This window comes from Streptomyces sp. NPDC087845 (genome assembly GCF_044742755.1).
In the GTDB taxonomy this organism is placed as follows: domain Bacteria; phylum Actinomycetota; class Actinomycetes; order Streptomycetales; family Streptomycetaceae; genus Streptomyces.
The window spans coordinates 82,112-95,516 of sequence record NZ_JBIUVC010000024.1 but is presented as its reverse complement, the minus strand read 5'-3'; the positions used below and the strand labels follow the sequence as shown (position 1 = coordinate 95,516).

Annotated in this window: 12 protein-coding genes and 1 riboswitch; of the genes, 8 read left to right on the top strand and 4 right to left on the bottom strand. The window is 70.3% G+C overall.

Annotated elements, in window-relative coordinates; genetic code table 11:
- The 5 genes from ACIOMQ_RS37310 to ACIOMQ_RS37290 all read left to right on the top strand — a co-directional run.
- On the top strand, positions 1 to 439 hold a 439-nt coding region (locus ACIOMQ_RS37310; RefSeq protein WP_402192150.1), incomplete at its 5' end, for a flavodoxin-dependent (E)-4-hydroxy-3-methylbut-2-enyl-diphosphate synthase.
- Between the two features lie 26 nt (positions 440 to 465).
- Positions 466 to 2,367 (top strand): 1-deoxy-D-xylulose-5-phosphate synthase, encoded by a 1,902-nt coding sequence (gene dxs, locus ACIOMQ_RS37305; protein ID WP_362212371.1) that lies wholly within the window; start codon positions 466 to 468, stop codon positions 2,365 to 2,367.
- Complete coding sequence (locus tag ACIOMQ_RS37300; protein WP_401759387.1) at positions 2,364 to 3,761, top strand: aspartate aminotransferase family protein; 1,398 nt, start codon at positions 2,364 to 2,366, stop codon at positions 3,759 to 3,761. Before dxs ends, ACIOMQ_RS37300 begins: the two co-directional genes overlap by 4 nt.
- 84 nt (positions 3,762 to 3,845) lie before the next feature.
- Positions 3,846 to 4,454: an XRE family transcriptional regulator gene (locus ACIOMQ_RS37295; RefSeq protein WP_362212376.1), complete on the top strand. Its 609-nt coding sequence runs from the start codon at positions 3,846 to 3,848 to the stop codon at positions 4,452 to 4,454.
- Between the two features lie 31 nt (positions 4,455 to 4,485).
- The gene (locus ACIOMQ_RS37290; RefSeq protein ID WP_362212379.1) at positions 4,486 to 4,653 is read left to right on the top strand and encodes a DUF6126 family protein; all 168 of its coding nucleotides are present in this window, start codon (positions 4,486 to 4,488) and stop codon (positions 4,651 to 4,653) included.
- A 23-nt stretch (positions 4,654 to 4,676) separates the two neighbouring features.
- Here ACIOMQ_RS37290 and ACIOMQ_RS37285 read toward each other — a convergent pair whose 3' ends face one another.
- On the bottom strand, positions 4,677 to 5,489 hold the full coding sequence (locus ACIOMQ_RS37285; RefSeq protein WP_402192147.1) for a tyrosine-protein phosphatase: 813 nt from the start codon (positions 5,487 to 5,489) through the stop codon (positions 4,677 to 4,679).
- Between the two features lie 226 nt (positions 5,490 to 5,715).
- On the opposite strand from ACIOMQ_RS37285, the gene ACIOMQ_RS37280 reads away from it, so the two are divergent.
- The 3 genes from ACIOMQ_RS37280 (at position 5,716) to ACIOMQ_RS37270 (ending at position 10,260) form a co-directional block, all read left to right on the top strand.
- Positions 5,716 to 7,815, top strand: a complete 2,100-nt coding sequence (locus tag ACIOMQ_RS37280) for an alpha-galactosidase (protein ID WP_402192144.1) — start codon at positions 5,716 to 5,718, stop codon at positions 7,813 to 7,815.
- Between the two features lie 293 nt (positions 7,816 to 8,108).
- Positions 8,109 to 8,263, top strand: a riboswitch (cyclic di-AMP (ydaO/yuaA leader).
- A 5-nt stretch (positions 8,264 to 8,268) separates the two neighbouring features.
- A complete protein-coding gene (locus ACIOMQ_RS37275) occupies positions 8,269 to 9,225 on the top strand; it encodes a peptidoglycan DD-metalloendopeptidase family protein (protein ID WP_402192140.1) in 957 nt (318 codons plus the stop codon).
- Positions 9,226 to 9,414: 189 nt separating this feature from the next.
- Positions 9,415 to 10,260, top strand: coding sequence for an SGNH/GDSL hydrolase family protein (locus ACIOMQ_RS37270; RefSeq protein ID WP_362212390.1), 846 nt, complete (start codon positions 9,415 to 9,417; stop codon positions 10,258 to 10,260).
- On the opposite strand, the gene ACIOMQ_RS37265 is transcribed toward ACIOMQ_RS37270, so the two are convergent.
- Genes ACIOMQ_RS37265 through ACIOMQ_RS37255 form a run of 3 tightly spaced genes read right to left on the bottom strand, consistent with a single transcriptional unit; the run spans position 10,257 to position 13,389 of the window.
- Entirely contained in the window at positions 10,257 to 11,204 is a 948-nt protein-coding gene (locus ACIOMQ_RS37265; protein ID WP_362212394.1) for an STM4011 family radical SAM protein, read from the bottom strand. The two genes, ACIOMQ_RS37270 and ACIOMQ_RS37265, sit on opposite strands and share 4 nt — an antisense overlap.
- Positions 11,205 to 11,212: 8 nt before the next feature.
- On the bottom strand, positions 11,213 to 12,577 hold the full coding sequence (locus ACIOMQ_RS37260) for an STM4012 family radical SAM protein (protein ID WP_362212397.1): 1,365 nt from the start codon (positions 12,575 to 12,577) through the stop codon (positions 11,213 to 11,215).
- Entirely contained in the window at positions 12,574 to 13,389 is an 816-nt protein-coding gene (locus tag ACIOMQ_RS37255) for an STM4013/SEN3800 family hydrolase (RefSeq protein WP_401759404.1), read from the bottom strand. The genes ACIOMQ_RS37260 and ACIOMQ_RS37255 overlap by 4 nt, the downstream gene beginning before the upstream one ends.
- Positions 13,390 to 13,405: the final 16 nt, after the last annotated feature.

Genomic DNA, 13,405 nt, shown 5'->3' with positions numbered 1-13,405 from the left:
TGAGGGGATCGGGGACACGATCCGGGTGTCGCTGTCGGCGCCGCCGGCCGAGGAGGTCAAGGTCGGTCTGCAGATTCTGGAGTCGTTGAATCTGAGGCAGCGGCGGTTGGAGATCGTGTCGTGTCCGTCGTGCGGGCGGGCGCAGGTGGATGTGTACAAGCTGGCGGATCAGGTCAGTGCGGGTCTTGAGGGCATGGAGGTGCCGTTGCGGGTGGCCGTGATGGGCTGTGTCGTCAATGGTCCGGGTGAGGCCCGTGAGGCGGACCTGGGTGTCGCGTCGGGCAACGGCAAGGGGCAGATCTTCGTGAAGGGCGAGGTCATCAAGACCGTGCCCGAGTCGAAGATCGTCGAGACGCTGATCGAAGAGGCCCAGAAGATCGCCGAGGGCATGGACGGCGCGGGGACACCATCGGGGGTTCCCGCCGTCACCGTGAGCTGAAACAGAACCAGAGAGGGGGCCCGAGCGTGACGATTCTGGAAAACATCCGGGGACCGCACGACCTCAAGACGCTGAGCGACGCACAACTCGGCGAACTCGCCGAGGACATCAGGCAGTTCCTCGTCCGGGCAGTGGCGAGGACCGGCGGCCATCTGGGTCCCAACCTGGGGGTGGTGGAGCTCTCGATCGCGCTGCACCGGGCCTTCGACTCGCCCGTGGACCGCATCCTGTGGGACACCGGGCACCAGAGCTATGTGCACAAGCTGCTCACCGGGCGCCAGGACTTCTCCAAGCTCCGCGGCAAGGGGGGCCTCTCCGGCTACCCCTCCCGCGAGGAGTCCGAGCACGACGTCATCGAGAACTCGCACGCCTCGACCGTCCTCGGCTGGGCCGACGGCATCGCCAAGGCCCACCAGGTGCTGGGGCGGAGCGACCACGTCGTGGCCGTCATCGGTGACGGTGCCCTCACCGGCGGAATGGCCTGGGAGGCGCTGAACAACATCGCGGCGGCGCGGGACCGGCCGCTGATCATCGTGGTCAACGACAACGAGCGTTCGTACGCCCCGACGATCGGCGGCCTCGCCAATCACCTCGCCACCCTTCGTACCACCGACGGGTACGAACGCTTCCTCTCCTGGGGCAAGGGAGTGCTCCAGCAGACGCCGGTCATCGGACAGCCGTTGTACGAGTCGCTGCACGGCGCGAAGAAGGGCTTCAAGGACGCCTTCGCCCCGCAGGGCATGTTCGAGGACCTCGGGCTCAAGTACGTCGGGCCGATCGACGGGCACGACATCGCGGCCGTCGAATCCGCCCTGCACCGGGCGAAGCGCTTCCACGGCCCGGTGCTGGTGCACTGCCTCACCGAGAAGGGGCGCGGCTATCCGCCCGCGCTCCGGGACGAGGCCGACCGCTTCCACACCGTGGGCGCGATGGACCCGCTGACCTGCGCACCGCTCGTGCCGACGGAAGCGCCGTCCTGGACCTCGGTGTTCGGGGACGAGATCGCCGAGATCGGCGCGGAGCGGCCGGACGTCGTGGCCATCACCGCGGCGATGCTGCACCCCGTCGGGCTGACCAGGTTCGCCGAGGCGTTCCCCGACCGGGTCTGGGACGTCGGGATCGCCGAACAGCACGCCGCGGTCTCCGCGGCGGGACTCGCCACCGGCGGACTGCACCCGGTCGTCGCCGTCTACGCCACCTTCCTCAACCGGGCCTTCGACCAGTTGCTGATGGACGTCGCGCTGCACAGGTGCGGGGTGACCTTCGTCCTCGACCGGGCCGGGGTCACCGGACCCGACGGGGCCTCGCACAACGGCATGTGGGACATGTCGGTGTTGCAGGTGGTCCCCGGACTGCGGATCGCCGCCCCGCGCGACGCCGGCGAACTGCGCGCCCAGCTCCGTGAGGCCGTGGACGTCGACGACGCACCCACCGTGATCCGGTTCCCCAAGGAATCGGTGGGGGAGCCGGTCCCGGCCGTCGGCCGGATCGGCGGCATGGACGTGCTGCATCGGGCGGACGCTGCCGATGTGCTGCTCGTGGCCGTCGGTGTGCTTGCTCCGGTCTGCCTGGGCGCCGCCGACCTGCTGGCGAGCGGCGGCATCCGCTGCACCGTCGTCGACCCGCGCTGGGTCAAACCGGTCGACGAACAGCTGGCCCCGCTCGCCGCACGGCACCGGCTGGTCGCCGTCGTCGAGGACAACAGCCGTGCGGGGGGCGTCGGTTCGGCCGTCGGGCAGGCGCTGCGGGATGCCGGGGTCGACGTACCGCTGCGGACGTTCGGCATCCCCGAGCAGTTCCTCGGCCACGGCAAGCGCGCCGAGGTGCTGGCCGACATCGGGCTCACACCGGTCGAGATCGCCGGGCGGATCAGCGCGGCACTGGCCGCCAAGGAAGCAGCGACAAGGAGCGAGGAGAGCGGGGCATGAAGGACGACGGGCCGAAGGGCTTCGATCTGGCGCAACTCCTCGCCGAGCGCGGCGCCGAGCGCTACGAACTGCACGCGAAGCACCTCAATCACCAGCTGCCCCGCATGCTGCGTACCATCGGCTTCGACAAGGTCTACGAACGGGCCGAGGGCGCGCACTTCTGGGACGCGGAGGGCAACGACTACCTCGACATGCTCGCCGGATTCGGGGTGATGGGCCTCGGCCGGCACCACCCCGTCGTACGCAAGGCCCTGCACGACGTCCTCGACGCGTCGCTCGCCGACCTCACCCGCTTCGACTGCCAACCGCTGCCCGGACTGCTGGCCGAGAAGCTGCTCACGCACAGCCCGCACCTGGACCGGGTCTTCTTCGGCAACAGCGGTACGGAGGCTGTCGAGACCGCCCTGAAGTTCGCCCGGTACGCCACGGGCAGGCCCAGGATCCTCTACTGCACCCACGCCTTCCACGGGCTGACGACCGGCTCGCTCTCGGTCAACGGGGAGAGCGGCTTCCGGGACGGCTTCGCACCACTGCTGCCGGACACCGCCATCGGACTCGGGGACCTCGACGCGCTGAGGCGTGAGCTGACCCACGGCGACGTGGCGGCACTGGTCGTCGAGCCGATCCAGGGCAAGGGCGTCCACGCCGCGCCGCCAGGCTTCCTGCGGGCCGCGCAGGAACTGCTGCACAAGCACAAGGCACTGCTCATCGCCGACGAGGTGCAGACCGGCCTCGGGAGAACCGGCGACTTCTACGCGTACCAGCACGAGGAGGGTGTCGAACCCGATCTGGTCTGTGTGGCCAAGGCCCTCTCCGGCGGCTACGTGCCGGTCGGAGCGACTCTCGGCAAGGACTGGATCTTCAAGAAGGTCTATTCGTCGATGGACCGGGTCCTGGTCCACTCCGCGAGCTTCGGCTCCAACGCCCAGGCGATGGCTGCCGGGCTCGCGGTCCTCGCGGTGATGGAGGACGAGGAGATCGTCGCGGGGGCGCGCCGCACCGGTGATCTGCTGCGCGAGCGGCTGGCGGCGCTGGTCGGCCGCTATGAGCTGCTGCACGAGGTGCGCGGGCGCGGGCTGATGATCGGCATCGAGTTCGGCCGGCCGTCGTCACTGAAGCTGCGCAGCCGCTGGACCATGCTGCAGGCGGCCCGCAAGGGCCTCTTCGCGCAGATGGTGGTGGTGCCCCTGCTCCAGAAGCACCGCATCCTCACCCAGGTCTCGGGCGATCACCTCGAAGTGATCAAGCTGATTCCGCCGCTGGTGATCGGGGAGCCCGAGGTCGACCGGTTCGTCACGGCGTTCACCGCGGTCATGGACGACGCGCACAGCGGCGGCGGGCTGATGTGGGACTTCGGCAGGACCCTGGTGAAACAGGCCGTCGCCAACCGCTGACCGCGCGGGCCCTTCCGGCTTCACGTCGTTTGCCTCGGAGGCAAGAAATTTGCCTCCGAGGAAAACTCCTGGCCCAATGGGTACATGAACACTCCAGACGGAGGGGTGGCCGACGAGCTGCCCGAGGTCGCGCCACGACTGCGCGACCTGCGCCGCGGCCGTGGTCTCACCCTGGAGACCGCCGCCCAGCGGGCGGGGCTGTCGCCCGCCCATCTCTCCCGGCTCGAAACGGGCCGTCGGCAGCCTTCGCTGCCGATGCTCCTCGGTCTTGCCAGGATCTACGGTACGACGGTCTCCGAACTGCTCGGCGAGACGCCCCCCGAACGGGAGGCGATCATCCGCGGCGGGAAGTTCGAGGGGGCCGAGGCCGACGGCTGGATGTACCAGCAGGCCGGCGGCTCCGGCCGGGCGATGCAGGCGCTGCGTGTCCGGGTTCCGTACGGAGCACAGGGTGATCTCGTCCGCGTCCATCCCGGCGAGGAGTGGCTGTACGTGCTCATCGGGCACCTCCGGGTCACGCTCGGCGAGACCGTCCACGATCTCGCCCCCGGTGACAGCGCGCACTTCGACTCGCTCACCCCGCACCGCATCACGGCCGTCGACCGCGACGGTGCCGAGCTGCTCTTCGTCCACACCCTGCTGCAGAGCCCCGCCGCCGAGCTGTGTCTCGGCAGCGGCATCCACCGTCGCTGACCGGCCCGTCCGGTCGTCAGAGAGGACTGTCATGTCCGATTCAGAGAACTTCGACCCGCTCGGGTCCAACAAGAACTACGAGGCCCAGGAGCGGAAGTTCCCGCGCGGCGTGGTGATCCGGCTGTTCGCCTACCTCATCGCCGGACACGTCTTCGCGGCCTTCCTCTACCTGCTCTTCGCGGTGGCCGGCAAGGGCTGACCACCGCCGCCCGGCGGTTCGCGCTACGCCTCGTCCAGAAGCCGGCCGCGCAACCGCTCCCGGGTCTCGGGGGCAAGCTTCAGCCCCTCGGAGAAATAGCGGTCCGTGCTGCCCCAGGTCTCCTCGATGGTGGCGAAGGCGGCGGTCAGGTAGTCCGCATGGGCACCGAAGAGCGGATTGAGCAGCTCCATCACCTCGGCCGACATGCCCTCCGCCGAGGCGTCGCTGCGCCGGACCTTGTAGCGGCGGTGGGCGTCGTTGGACTTCAGGTAGTCGGCCTCGATGGCATCGCGCTCGACGCCGACCGCGAGCAGTGACACCGCGATCGACAGACCGGCCCGGTCCTTGCCCGCCGCACAGTGCATCAACGCGGGAACGCTGTCCTCGGCCAGGGCGTGCAGGACCCGGCTGTGCTCGGCTGTGCGGTCCCGGATGATCGAACGGTACGAGGCGATCATGCGGTTCGCTCCCCTGCCGTCCGCGAGGATCGAGCGCAGCTGGTCGAGGTCGCCGTCGCGGACCATCCGCCAGAATTCCGCGCCGTCGGCCGGGTCGGAGAGCGGGATGCTGACATTCCGTACGCCGGGCAGCTCCACGTCCAGGCCGTCGAGCCGGTGGTCGGCCGCATTGCGGAAGTCGAAGACCGTGTGCAGACCGAGGCCGCCGAGAAAGGCCGTGTCCTCGGCGGTGGCGTGCGCGAGGTGACCACTGCGGAAGAGTCGCCCGTACCGCACCCGCCGGCCGTCGACGGTGGGCAGTCCGCCCACGTCGCGGAAGTTGCGGACGCCCGCCAGCTCGGGTTCCGTCGACGGGATCTGGGGCAACTGCTGCGTCACAGTGTCTCCTGGAGTGTCTGGCGTCGACGCGAGCCGCCGACAAGGCCACTCCCGCGACGATACGACATTGATTCCTCAGGCAATCATCTCGGCCAGTAGTTGTCGATACCCCGGTGAACCCCCGTGCCCCCGCGGTGAATCCGTCCGCCGAATTCCACGCCGGACCATTGCCCGCTCACCCGGCGATGGTTGATGATGTGCGGAACTGTTGGAATGTGGGGACAAGATGATCGAGACTGGCGACAAGGGCCGGACCTGGCTGCTCACCGGGGCGAGCAGCAGCTACGCACTGCGACTCACCGAGCGGGACGAACTGGTCCATCTGCACTGGGGGCCGCGGATCTCCCTGGCCGCTGCCGAGGCGCTGGCCGCGGCGCCGGAGCAGCCCGCCAGGGGCTTCGAGTCCCCGCTCGACGGCCACGAGGAGTACCCCGTGGAGGGCGGCCCCCGGTTCGTCCGCCCGGCTCTCTCGGTGCGCACCCCGGAGGTCCGCGGTACCGAGTGGTCCTTCTCCGGCGCCGCGGTGGACGGGGGCGAACTCCGTATCGGCTTCACCGACTCCGTGCACCGGCTCGCCCTCACCCTGCACTACCGGATGCGGGACGACTCCGATGTCGTCGAGCGCTGGGCCGCCGTCGCCCACGCCGGGCCGGACGGTCCGCCGCTGGAGCTGCTGCGCGCCGACGCGGCCGCCTGGGCGCTGCCGGCCCGCGACGCCTGGCGGTTGAGCCGGCTGCACGGCCGCTGGGCGGCGGAGTCGCGGCTCGCCCGGGCGGAGCTGATGTACGGCGAGAGCGTCATCTCCAGCAGGCGCGGCCACACCGGACACCAGTACCTGCCATGGGTCGCACTCGACGCCGACGGAGCGGCGACCGAGGAGAGCGGCGAGGTGTACGGCTGCGCGCTCGGCTGGTCCGGGTCGTGGCGGATCTCCGTGCAGCGGCTTCCCGACGGACTCGTGCAGATCACCGGCGGCGCAGGCCACGACGAATCGGGGCTGCTGCTGCTCATGCCGGGGGAGTCGTACACCACACCGGTCTTCGCCGGTCTGTGGAGCGCGGAGGGATTCGGCGGGGCGAGCCGTGCCTGGCACGCGTGGCAGCTGGCCCATGTGATCCCGGACGCCTCGAGCCCGCGGCCGGTTCTCTACAACTCCTGGGAGGCGACGGGCTTCGACGTCTCGCAGGACCAGCAGCGCGCCCTCGCCGAGCGCGCCGCCGCGATGGGCGTGGAACTGTTCGTCGTGGACGACGCGTGGTTCGGGCAGCGCACCAGCGACCGGGCGGGGCTCGGCGACTGGACACCGAATCCGGACCGCTTTCCCGGCGGACTCAAGCCGCTCGCCGACGAAGTGCACGGTCTCGGCATGCAGTTCGGTATCTGGGTCGAGCCGGAAATGGTCAACGCCGACAGCGATCTCCATCGCGCGCACCCCGACTGGGTGCAGCACTTTCCCGGGCGGACGCGGACCGAGTTCCGTAATCAACTGGTGCTCAATCTGGCCCGCACCGATGTGCAGGAATATCTCTGGGAGCAACTGGACACACTGCTCTCCAGCGCGCCCATCGACTACGTGAAATGGGACTTCAATCGCTCCTTCACCGATGCCGGCTGGCCGGGTGAGGAGTATCCGCAGAAGCTCTGGATCGAGCATGTCGACGCCCTGTACGCGTTGATCGACCGTCTCCGGGCCGCACACCCCTCGGTCGCCTTCGAGTCCTGCTCCGGCGGCGGCGGCCGGGTCGACCTGGGGATTCTGTCCCGTACGGACCAGGTGTGGACCTCGGACAACACCGACCCGCTCGACCGCCTCGCCATCCAGGAGGGCTTCGGCCAGATCCATCCGGCCCGGGTGATGGCCGCGTGGGTCACCGACAGCCCGAACGTCCAGCTCAACGGCAGGGTCAGTTCACTGCGCTTCCGCTTCGTGAGCGCGATGGCCGGCGTGCTCGGGGTCGGCGGGGACCTCACCGAGTGGAGCGAGGAGGAGCTGGCCGAGGCGCGGGCCTGGGTGGAGCTCTACAAGGAGATCCGGCCGGTGGTGCAGCACGGCGCGCTGTACCGGCTGCGCGCCCCGCGCGGCGGTCTCAGTGCGGTCCAGTACGTCCAGGGGGACGAGGTCGTGGTCCTGACGTGGCTGGAGGCGCAGAGGTACGGGGAGCTGCCCCCGGCCCTGCGGCTGCGCGGACTCGACCCCGCGGCGACGTACACCTGCCGCGACACGGGGGCGGTGCACCACGGCTCGGCACTGCTCCATCAGGGGCTGCACACCGGGCTCCGGGGAGATCTCGACGCAGGGGTGCTGAGGCTCCGACGCGAACGATGAGTGCGAAATGTCCGTAATGGGTGCATTCGGTCAAACTTGCCCCGCCTGTACGGGAGATGATCGCGCTCTCGTGAGCGGAATCATATCCGTGACGGTGTGTACCGACGGGGCGGTCGGCCATTCCGTGCGCGGCGCGGAAAGGCAAGATCCTTAATCCACGGAGTGTGACCGGAATTCTGCGCCGATTTCCTGGATCGGATTCCGGCGTGGAACCAGTGGCTTGTTCTCGCCGTCCCGACTCGCTTACGGTCACCGTCAATCCGGATGGACCGCCTAATCCTGCCGCCGTCCGGAATTCGCATCCACTCATCGTGTGGCAGGAGCGGGGGAACCAGGTAGGCCGCCGTCCGGAGGAATCCGGCCGGCTCGGGGTGAAGCCGCGCTCGGCGCGGCCGGGCATCTCCAGCCCGAACCCGACAGCTCACCTCGTAGGCGCCGGAGAGGAAGCACGTCATGCCCATATCGGGTAAGCACCGTCGTACGAAGGCCGCCATCATCGCCCGTGGCGTCGCTGCCGCAGGTGCGGGCGGCGCCGTCATCGCACTGCCGCTGTTCGGCGCCACGGGTGCCAACGCCGCGGAGCAGGCCGCCCCGGCCGCCGCCCCGCAGTCGGCCTCCGCCGCCGCGCACGCCGCCCCGGCCAAGCCGGCCGCGCAGAAGCAGGCCGCCACCACGACGTACTCCGTCGTCTCCGGCGACTGGCTGTCGAAGATCGCCGCCGACCACAAGATCGAGGGCGGCTGGCAGAAGCTGTACCAGGACAACCGCGCGGTCGTCGGCGACGACCCCGGCCTGATCTTCCCGGGCATGAAGCTGACGCTCGGCGGCAAGGCGGCGGACCACTCCGCGCCCACCGGCGCGGGCGCGGGCGCGGCCCTCCCGTCGAAGGCCCCCTCGGCTCCCTCGTCGGCGGCGGAGAAGTCCGCCCCGGCGAAGTCCGCCCCGGCCAAGGCCTCGGCGGTCACGGAGTCCAAGACCTCCGCCCCGGCCGGTCGGAGCACCGGCTCCGGCTACGCGCACCCGGTCCCCGGCAACCACACCACCGGTTACCGTGCCTCCGGCTCCAACTGGTCCAGCGGCAGCCACACCGGGATCGACTTCCCCGTCTTCACCGGCACCAGCGTGAAGGCCATCACCTCCGGCACCGTCGTCACCGCCGGCTGGGGTGGCGCCTACGGCAACCAGGTCGTCATCAAGCACGCCGACGGCCACTACTCGCAGTACGGCCACCTGTCCTCGCTCTCCGTCTCGGCGGGCCAGTCCGTGAGCACCGGTCAGCAGATCGGCCTCTCCGGCTCGACCGGCAACGCCACCGGACCGCACCTGCACTTCGAGGTCCGCACCGGCCCCGGGTACGGCTCGGACATCAACCCGATCGCCTTCCTGGCTTCGCACGGCGTCTACGTCTGAGCCGGACGGACGGGCGGCTGAGCAACACGGCATGACCTGAGCAACACGGAAGGGGCGGTGCGCGGCGGCGCACCGCCCCTTCTGCTTATTCCCCCTTTACCAAGATCTGACCGGGTGGTCTATCTCACCACCCGTCAACCCCTTATTACGGTCGCGTAGGTCACATTCGGCAGTGCAGGATAGGCGTTTGTGGCAGACGATTCGAGAAAAAATCAACGTGGCGTCATCAACCGACATGGTGTCATCGGGTCGTACGCAGCGATTGGCGACAGTTTCACCGAAGGGGTGGGCGACCCCGGTCCGGACGGGGCCTTCGTCGGCTGGGCGGACCGATTCGCGGTACTTCTCGCGGACCAGCTCCCTGACCCCGATGCGGAATCGAGCACCGAGGCTTCCGTACACGCGAATTTCAGATATGCCAATCTCGCCGTACGCGGACGCCTCCTCGACCAGATCGTCGAGGAGCAGGTGCCGCGCGCCAAGGAGCTCGCACCCGACCTGGTGAGCTTCTGCGCGGGCGGCAACGACATCATCAGGCCCGGCACCGACCCCGACGACGTGGCCGAGCGCTTCGAGCGCGCGGTCGCCGAGCTGACCGAATCGGTCGGCACCGTCATGGTCACCACCGGCTTCGACACCCGTGGCATCCCCGTGCTGCGCCATCTGCGCGGCAAGATCGCCACCTACACCGCCCATGTGCGGGCCATCGCCGACCGCTACGACTGCCCGGTCCTCGACCTGTGGTCGCTGCGATCCGTCCAGGACAGGCGCGCCTGGGACGACGACCGGCTCCATCTGTCGCCCGAGGGACACACCAGGGTCGCGCTGCGCGCCGCCCAGGTCCTCGGCCTCGACGTGCCGGCCGACCCCGACCAGGAATGGCCCCCGCAGGCACAGCGCGGCACGCTCGAAGTACGGCGTGACGACATCCACTGGGCGCGCGAGTACCTGGTGCCGTGGATCGGCCGACGGCTGCGCGGCGAGTCCTCCGGCGATCATGTCGAGGCCAAGCGGCCCGACCTGCTGCCTCTCTAGACGGGGCCGCGGCCGTGGTGTCCTCGCTCGCCGGACGGGCCTGAGCCCCGGGCCCGTCCGGCGGCTCCGGCCCGTCCGGCGAGGGAAGACAGCGGTGGCGCCGGTATCCGCTCCAGCACCCCGCCCGCGAAGACGTCGTACAGCGGCAGCGTCTCCAGATGCACATAGCCGATGTGGCAGTCGCAGACGGCCAGCGGACAGGCACGTGGGCCGAGCGAGCGCCGGTAGCTGCCGTCGTAGAGGTTGCCGAGTTCGGCCGCGACGAAATGGCAGCGCCGCACCGTGCCGTCGCCGTCCACCGACACGACCGACTCGCCCGTCCGGCAGGGCAGCCCCGCCGACCGGTGCGGATGCCGGCTGTACGGGAAGAGCGGGTCGATCGCCGTCCAGCGGTCCGCCTCCTCGTCCGTATAGGTGTGCCCCTCCGCGGCGTTCACCCAGAGGTAGACCTCGTCGGGCAGCGCGGTACGCAGCCGCCGAGCCTCTTCGAGATGGTCGTCGAGCCCGACGACACCCACGCTGTGGCGAATGCCCAGCGCGGCCAGCTCCGTGCACTTGCCGACGAACCGCTCGTACGGCGTCTGCCCCGGGTGGTACGTGCACCACAGCGCGATCTTCTCGCGGCCGGCGTTCCCCGCCTCCGCCAGCCAGCCCGTACGGCCGCTGAGGTTGGTCTGGATCGCGACCCGGCCGATGTGCGGCAACTGCGCCAGCTCGACCAGCGCGCGCCGGTACCAGGAGCGCACCAGGCCCTCGCCCCACGGGGTGAACAGGACCGAGATCCGGTCACCGGTCTGCGCCGCGGCCCACGCGGTGAACCGCTCCAGCGCGGCGCGGTCGGCGCGCAGTTGCTCCCGGCTGTCGCGCCTCTTGGCGAACGGGCAGTAGGGGCAGTCGTAGTCGCAGGAGGCGAGCGGACCGCGGTAGAGGATGGTCAGGTCCACGGGCGCGCTCACTTCAGTTCGTACGCGGCCATCGCGGCCCGCACATCGGGGGAGAAGAGTTCCGGGCCCAGCGCGTCGGAGTGGGCCAGGCCCTCGGGGGAGAGCCGTAGCAGCCCGGACGCCCCGGCCGCCGCGTCGAGCCAGCCGCGCGCCTCGAACCGGGCCAGTTCGGCCGGGAAGTCGTCGGCCGGGGAGGCGCCGAACCGCTCCCGGTAGTCGGTCAGTCGCATCCCCTCGGCCTGGAGCACCGACTGCAGGAGGTGGCGCCGGCGCGCCTCGTCGCCGTCGGCATACCGCCCGACCTCGGCGCGCGAGAAGTCCTCGGTGGCCGTGTACGCGTCGATGATCGCCCGGACCTCCCGCATCTCCACCGCGTAGTCGAAGGAGTAGTGCAGCCGCGTGGTGTACGAGCGGGCGCCGCACCCCAGGCCGATCATGCCGTCGGTCTGGCAGGCGTAGTCGTCGGGGCCGTCCGTCCGCGGGGCGTCCGCGCGGCGGAACATCCGCATGGACACCTGCTCGTAGCCGTGGGCGAGGAGATGGTCGCGGCCCGCGCGGTACAGCCGCAACCGCTGCTCGTCCCAGGCGGCGTCCGCCGCCGCCTCGCCGTCGGTGCCGAGCCGCCCGAGACCGGTCAGCGGACGCACGTACAGCGGGTAGAGGTACAGCTCCTCCGGCCGCCAGCCGAGCGCCGCATCGAGCGAGGTGCGCCAGCTCTCCTCGGTCTGCCCGTCGATGCCGTAGATCAGGTCGATGTTGAGGATCGGGATGCGGGTCTCACGTATCCGGTCCAGCGCAGCCTCCACATCGGCCCGCCGCTGCGGTCGCACGGCCGCACGCGCCTCCGCTTCGACGAAGCTCTGCACCCCGATGCTGATCCTGGTCGTACCGCGGTCGGCGAGCACGGCCAGCCGGTCGGCCGTCGCGGTCGACGGCGACGTCTCGACCGACAGCGGAACGGCCCGCAGATCGGCGCCCATCCGCTTCTCGGCGATGTCGCAGAGCCGTTCCAGCTCCGCCGCGGTCAGGAACGTGGGAGTGCCCCCGCCGAACGCCGCCGCGGCGAACCGCACCGGCTCCGCGTCGCCCAGCGCGTCCCGGACCGCGGTGGCCTGCCGGTCCAACGCGTCGAGATAGCGGGTCGTCAGCTCGTCGGGAGCGCCGATCCGGGTGAAGAGATTGCAGAAGCCGCAGCGGACCTCGCAGAACGGTATGTGGAGATAGAGCGAGAGCGCGTCCTTGCGCTCGGCCGCCCACAGCTCGCGCAGCGCCGGCCGCTCGGCGAGCGGCCGGTAGGCCGTCTTGTGCGGATAGGCGTAGACGTAGCTCTGGTACGGGCGGGTGGACCGCGCGACGGTCGTGGTGCGGCTCATGGTGCGGTGGCCCCCGGTTCCAGGAAGAAGTGCGCGTAGGGAACGGTCCAGACGGACTCGTGGCCGAGCCGGTGACCGGTGTAGCCGTCGTCCCCGTACGCCGTGCCGTGGTCGGAGCAGACGATGGCGAAACAGCGGCGGCGGCTGCTCGCGGCGGCGAAGAGCCGGCCGATGTGGGCGTCGACGTACTCCAGTGCGGCGGCGTGGGTGGCACGGGAATCGCCCGCTTCGCGAGTGGCACCCGGCTGGTGGAACCAGTTGGGCTGGTGCAGGGCGGACACATTGACGAAGAGGAACAGCCGCTGTTCGGTGGGGAGTTCGGCGACGACCCGCTCGGCACGGGCCACCTGCGCCTCGAAGGAGGTCGGCGACGCCACACCGAACTCCGGTTCCCAGTGGCTCTCCTGGAACATGCCGGGCAGCACGGAGCCCAGTGGTCCCTGCCGGTTGAAGAAGCCGACGCCGCCCACGCACACGGTGCGGTATCCCGCGCCGGCCAGGCCGGACAGCAGATCGGGGGTGTCGAAGACAAAGGTGCCCGAAGCGGTGGACTCGCTGCCCGCGAAACGTGCCGCGAACAGCCGGGGGTGCGGCCCCGGGCCGGCCGGCGTCGGTAGGAATCCAGCGAAGATCGCCTGGTGGGAGGCGTAGGTGAAGCTGCCGGGCGCATGCCGCTTCTCCCAGACACCGCCCGGCAGATGGCGCGCCAGATGCGGGATGCGCCCGGCGGCGGCGAGCTCCGCCGCCACGTCGTAGCGCAGTGTGTCGAGGGTGACGAGCAGAAGGTCGTGGCTGCCCACGACCTCGCTCATGTCCGGGTTCCGGGCC

Coding starts and splice junctions, on each gene's coding strand:
- ACIOMQ_RS37295 (WP_362212376.1), top strand. CDS start 3,846: ATGAACACTCCAGACGGAGGGGTGGCCGACGAGCTGCCCGAGGTCGCG.
- ACIOMQ_RS37260 (WP_362212397.1), bottom strand. CDS start 12,577: ATGAGCCGCACCACGACCGTCGCGCGGTCCACCCGCCCGTACCAGAGC.
- ACIOMQ_RS37290 (WP_362212379.1), top strand. CDS start 4,486: ATGTCCGATTCAGAGAACTTCGACCCGCTCGGGTCCAACAAGAACTAC.
- ACIOMQ_RS37255 (WP_401759404.1), bottom strand. CDS start 13,389: ATGAGCGAGGTCGTGGGCAGCCACGACCTTCTGCTCGTCACCCTCGAC.
- ACIOMQ_RS37275 (WP_402192140.1), top strand. CDS start 8,269: ATGCCCATATCGGGTAAGCACCGTCGTACGAAGGCCGCCATCATCGCC.
- ACIOMQ_RS37280 (WP_402192144.1), top strand. CDS start 5,716: ATGATCGAGACTGGCGACAAGGGCCGGACCTGGCTGCTCACCGGGGCG.
- ACIOMQ_RS37300 (WP_401759387.1), top strand. CDS start 2,364: ATGAAGGACGACGGGCCGAAGGGCTTCGATCTGGCGCAACTCCTCGCC.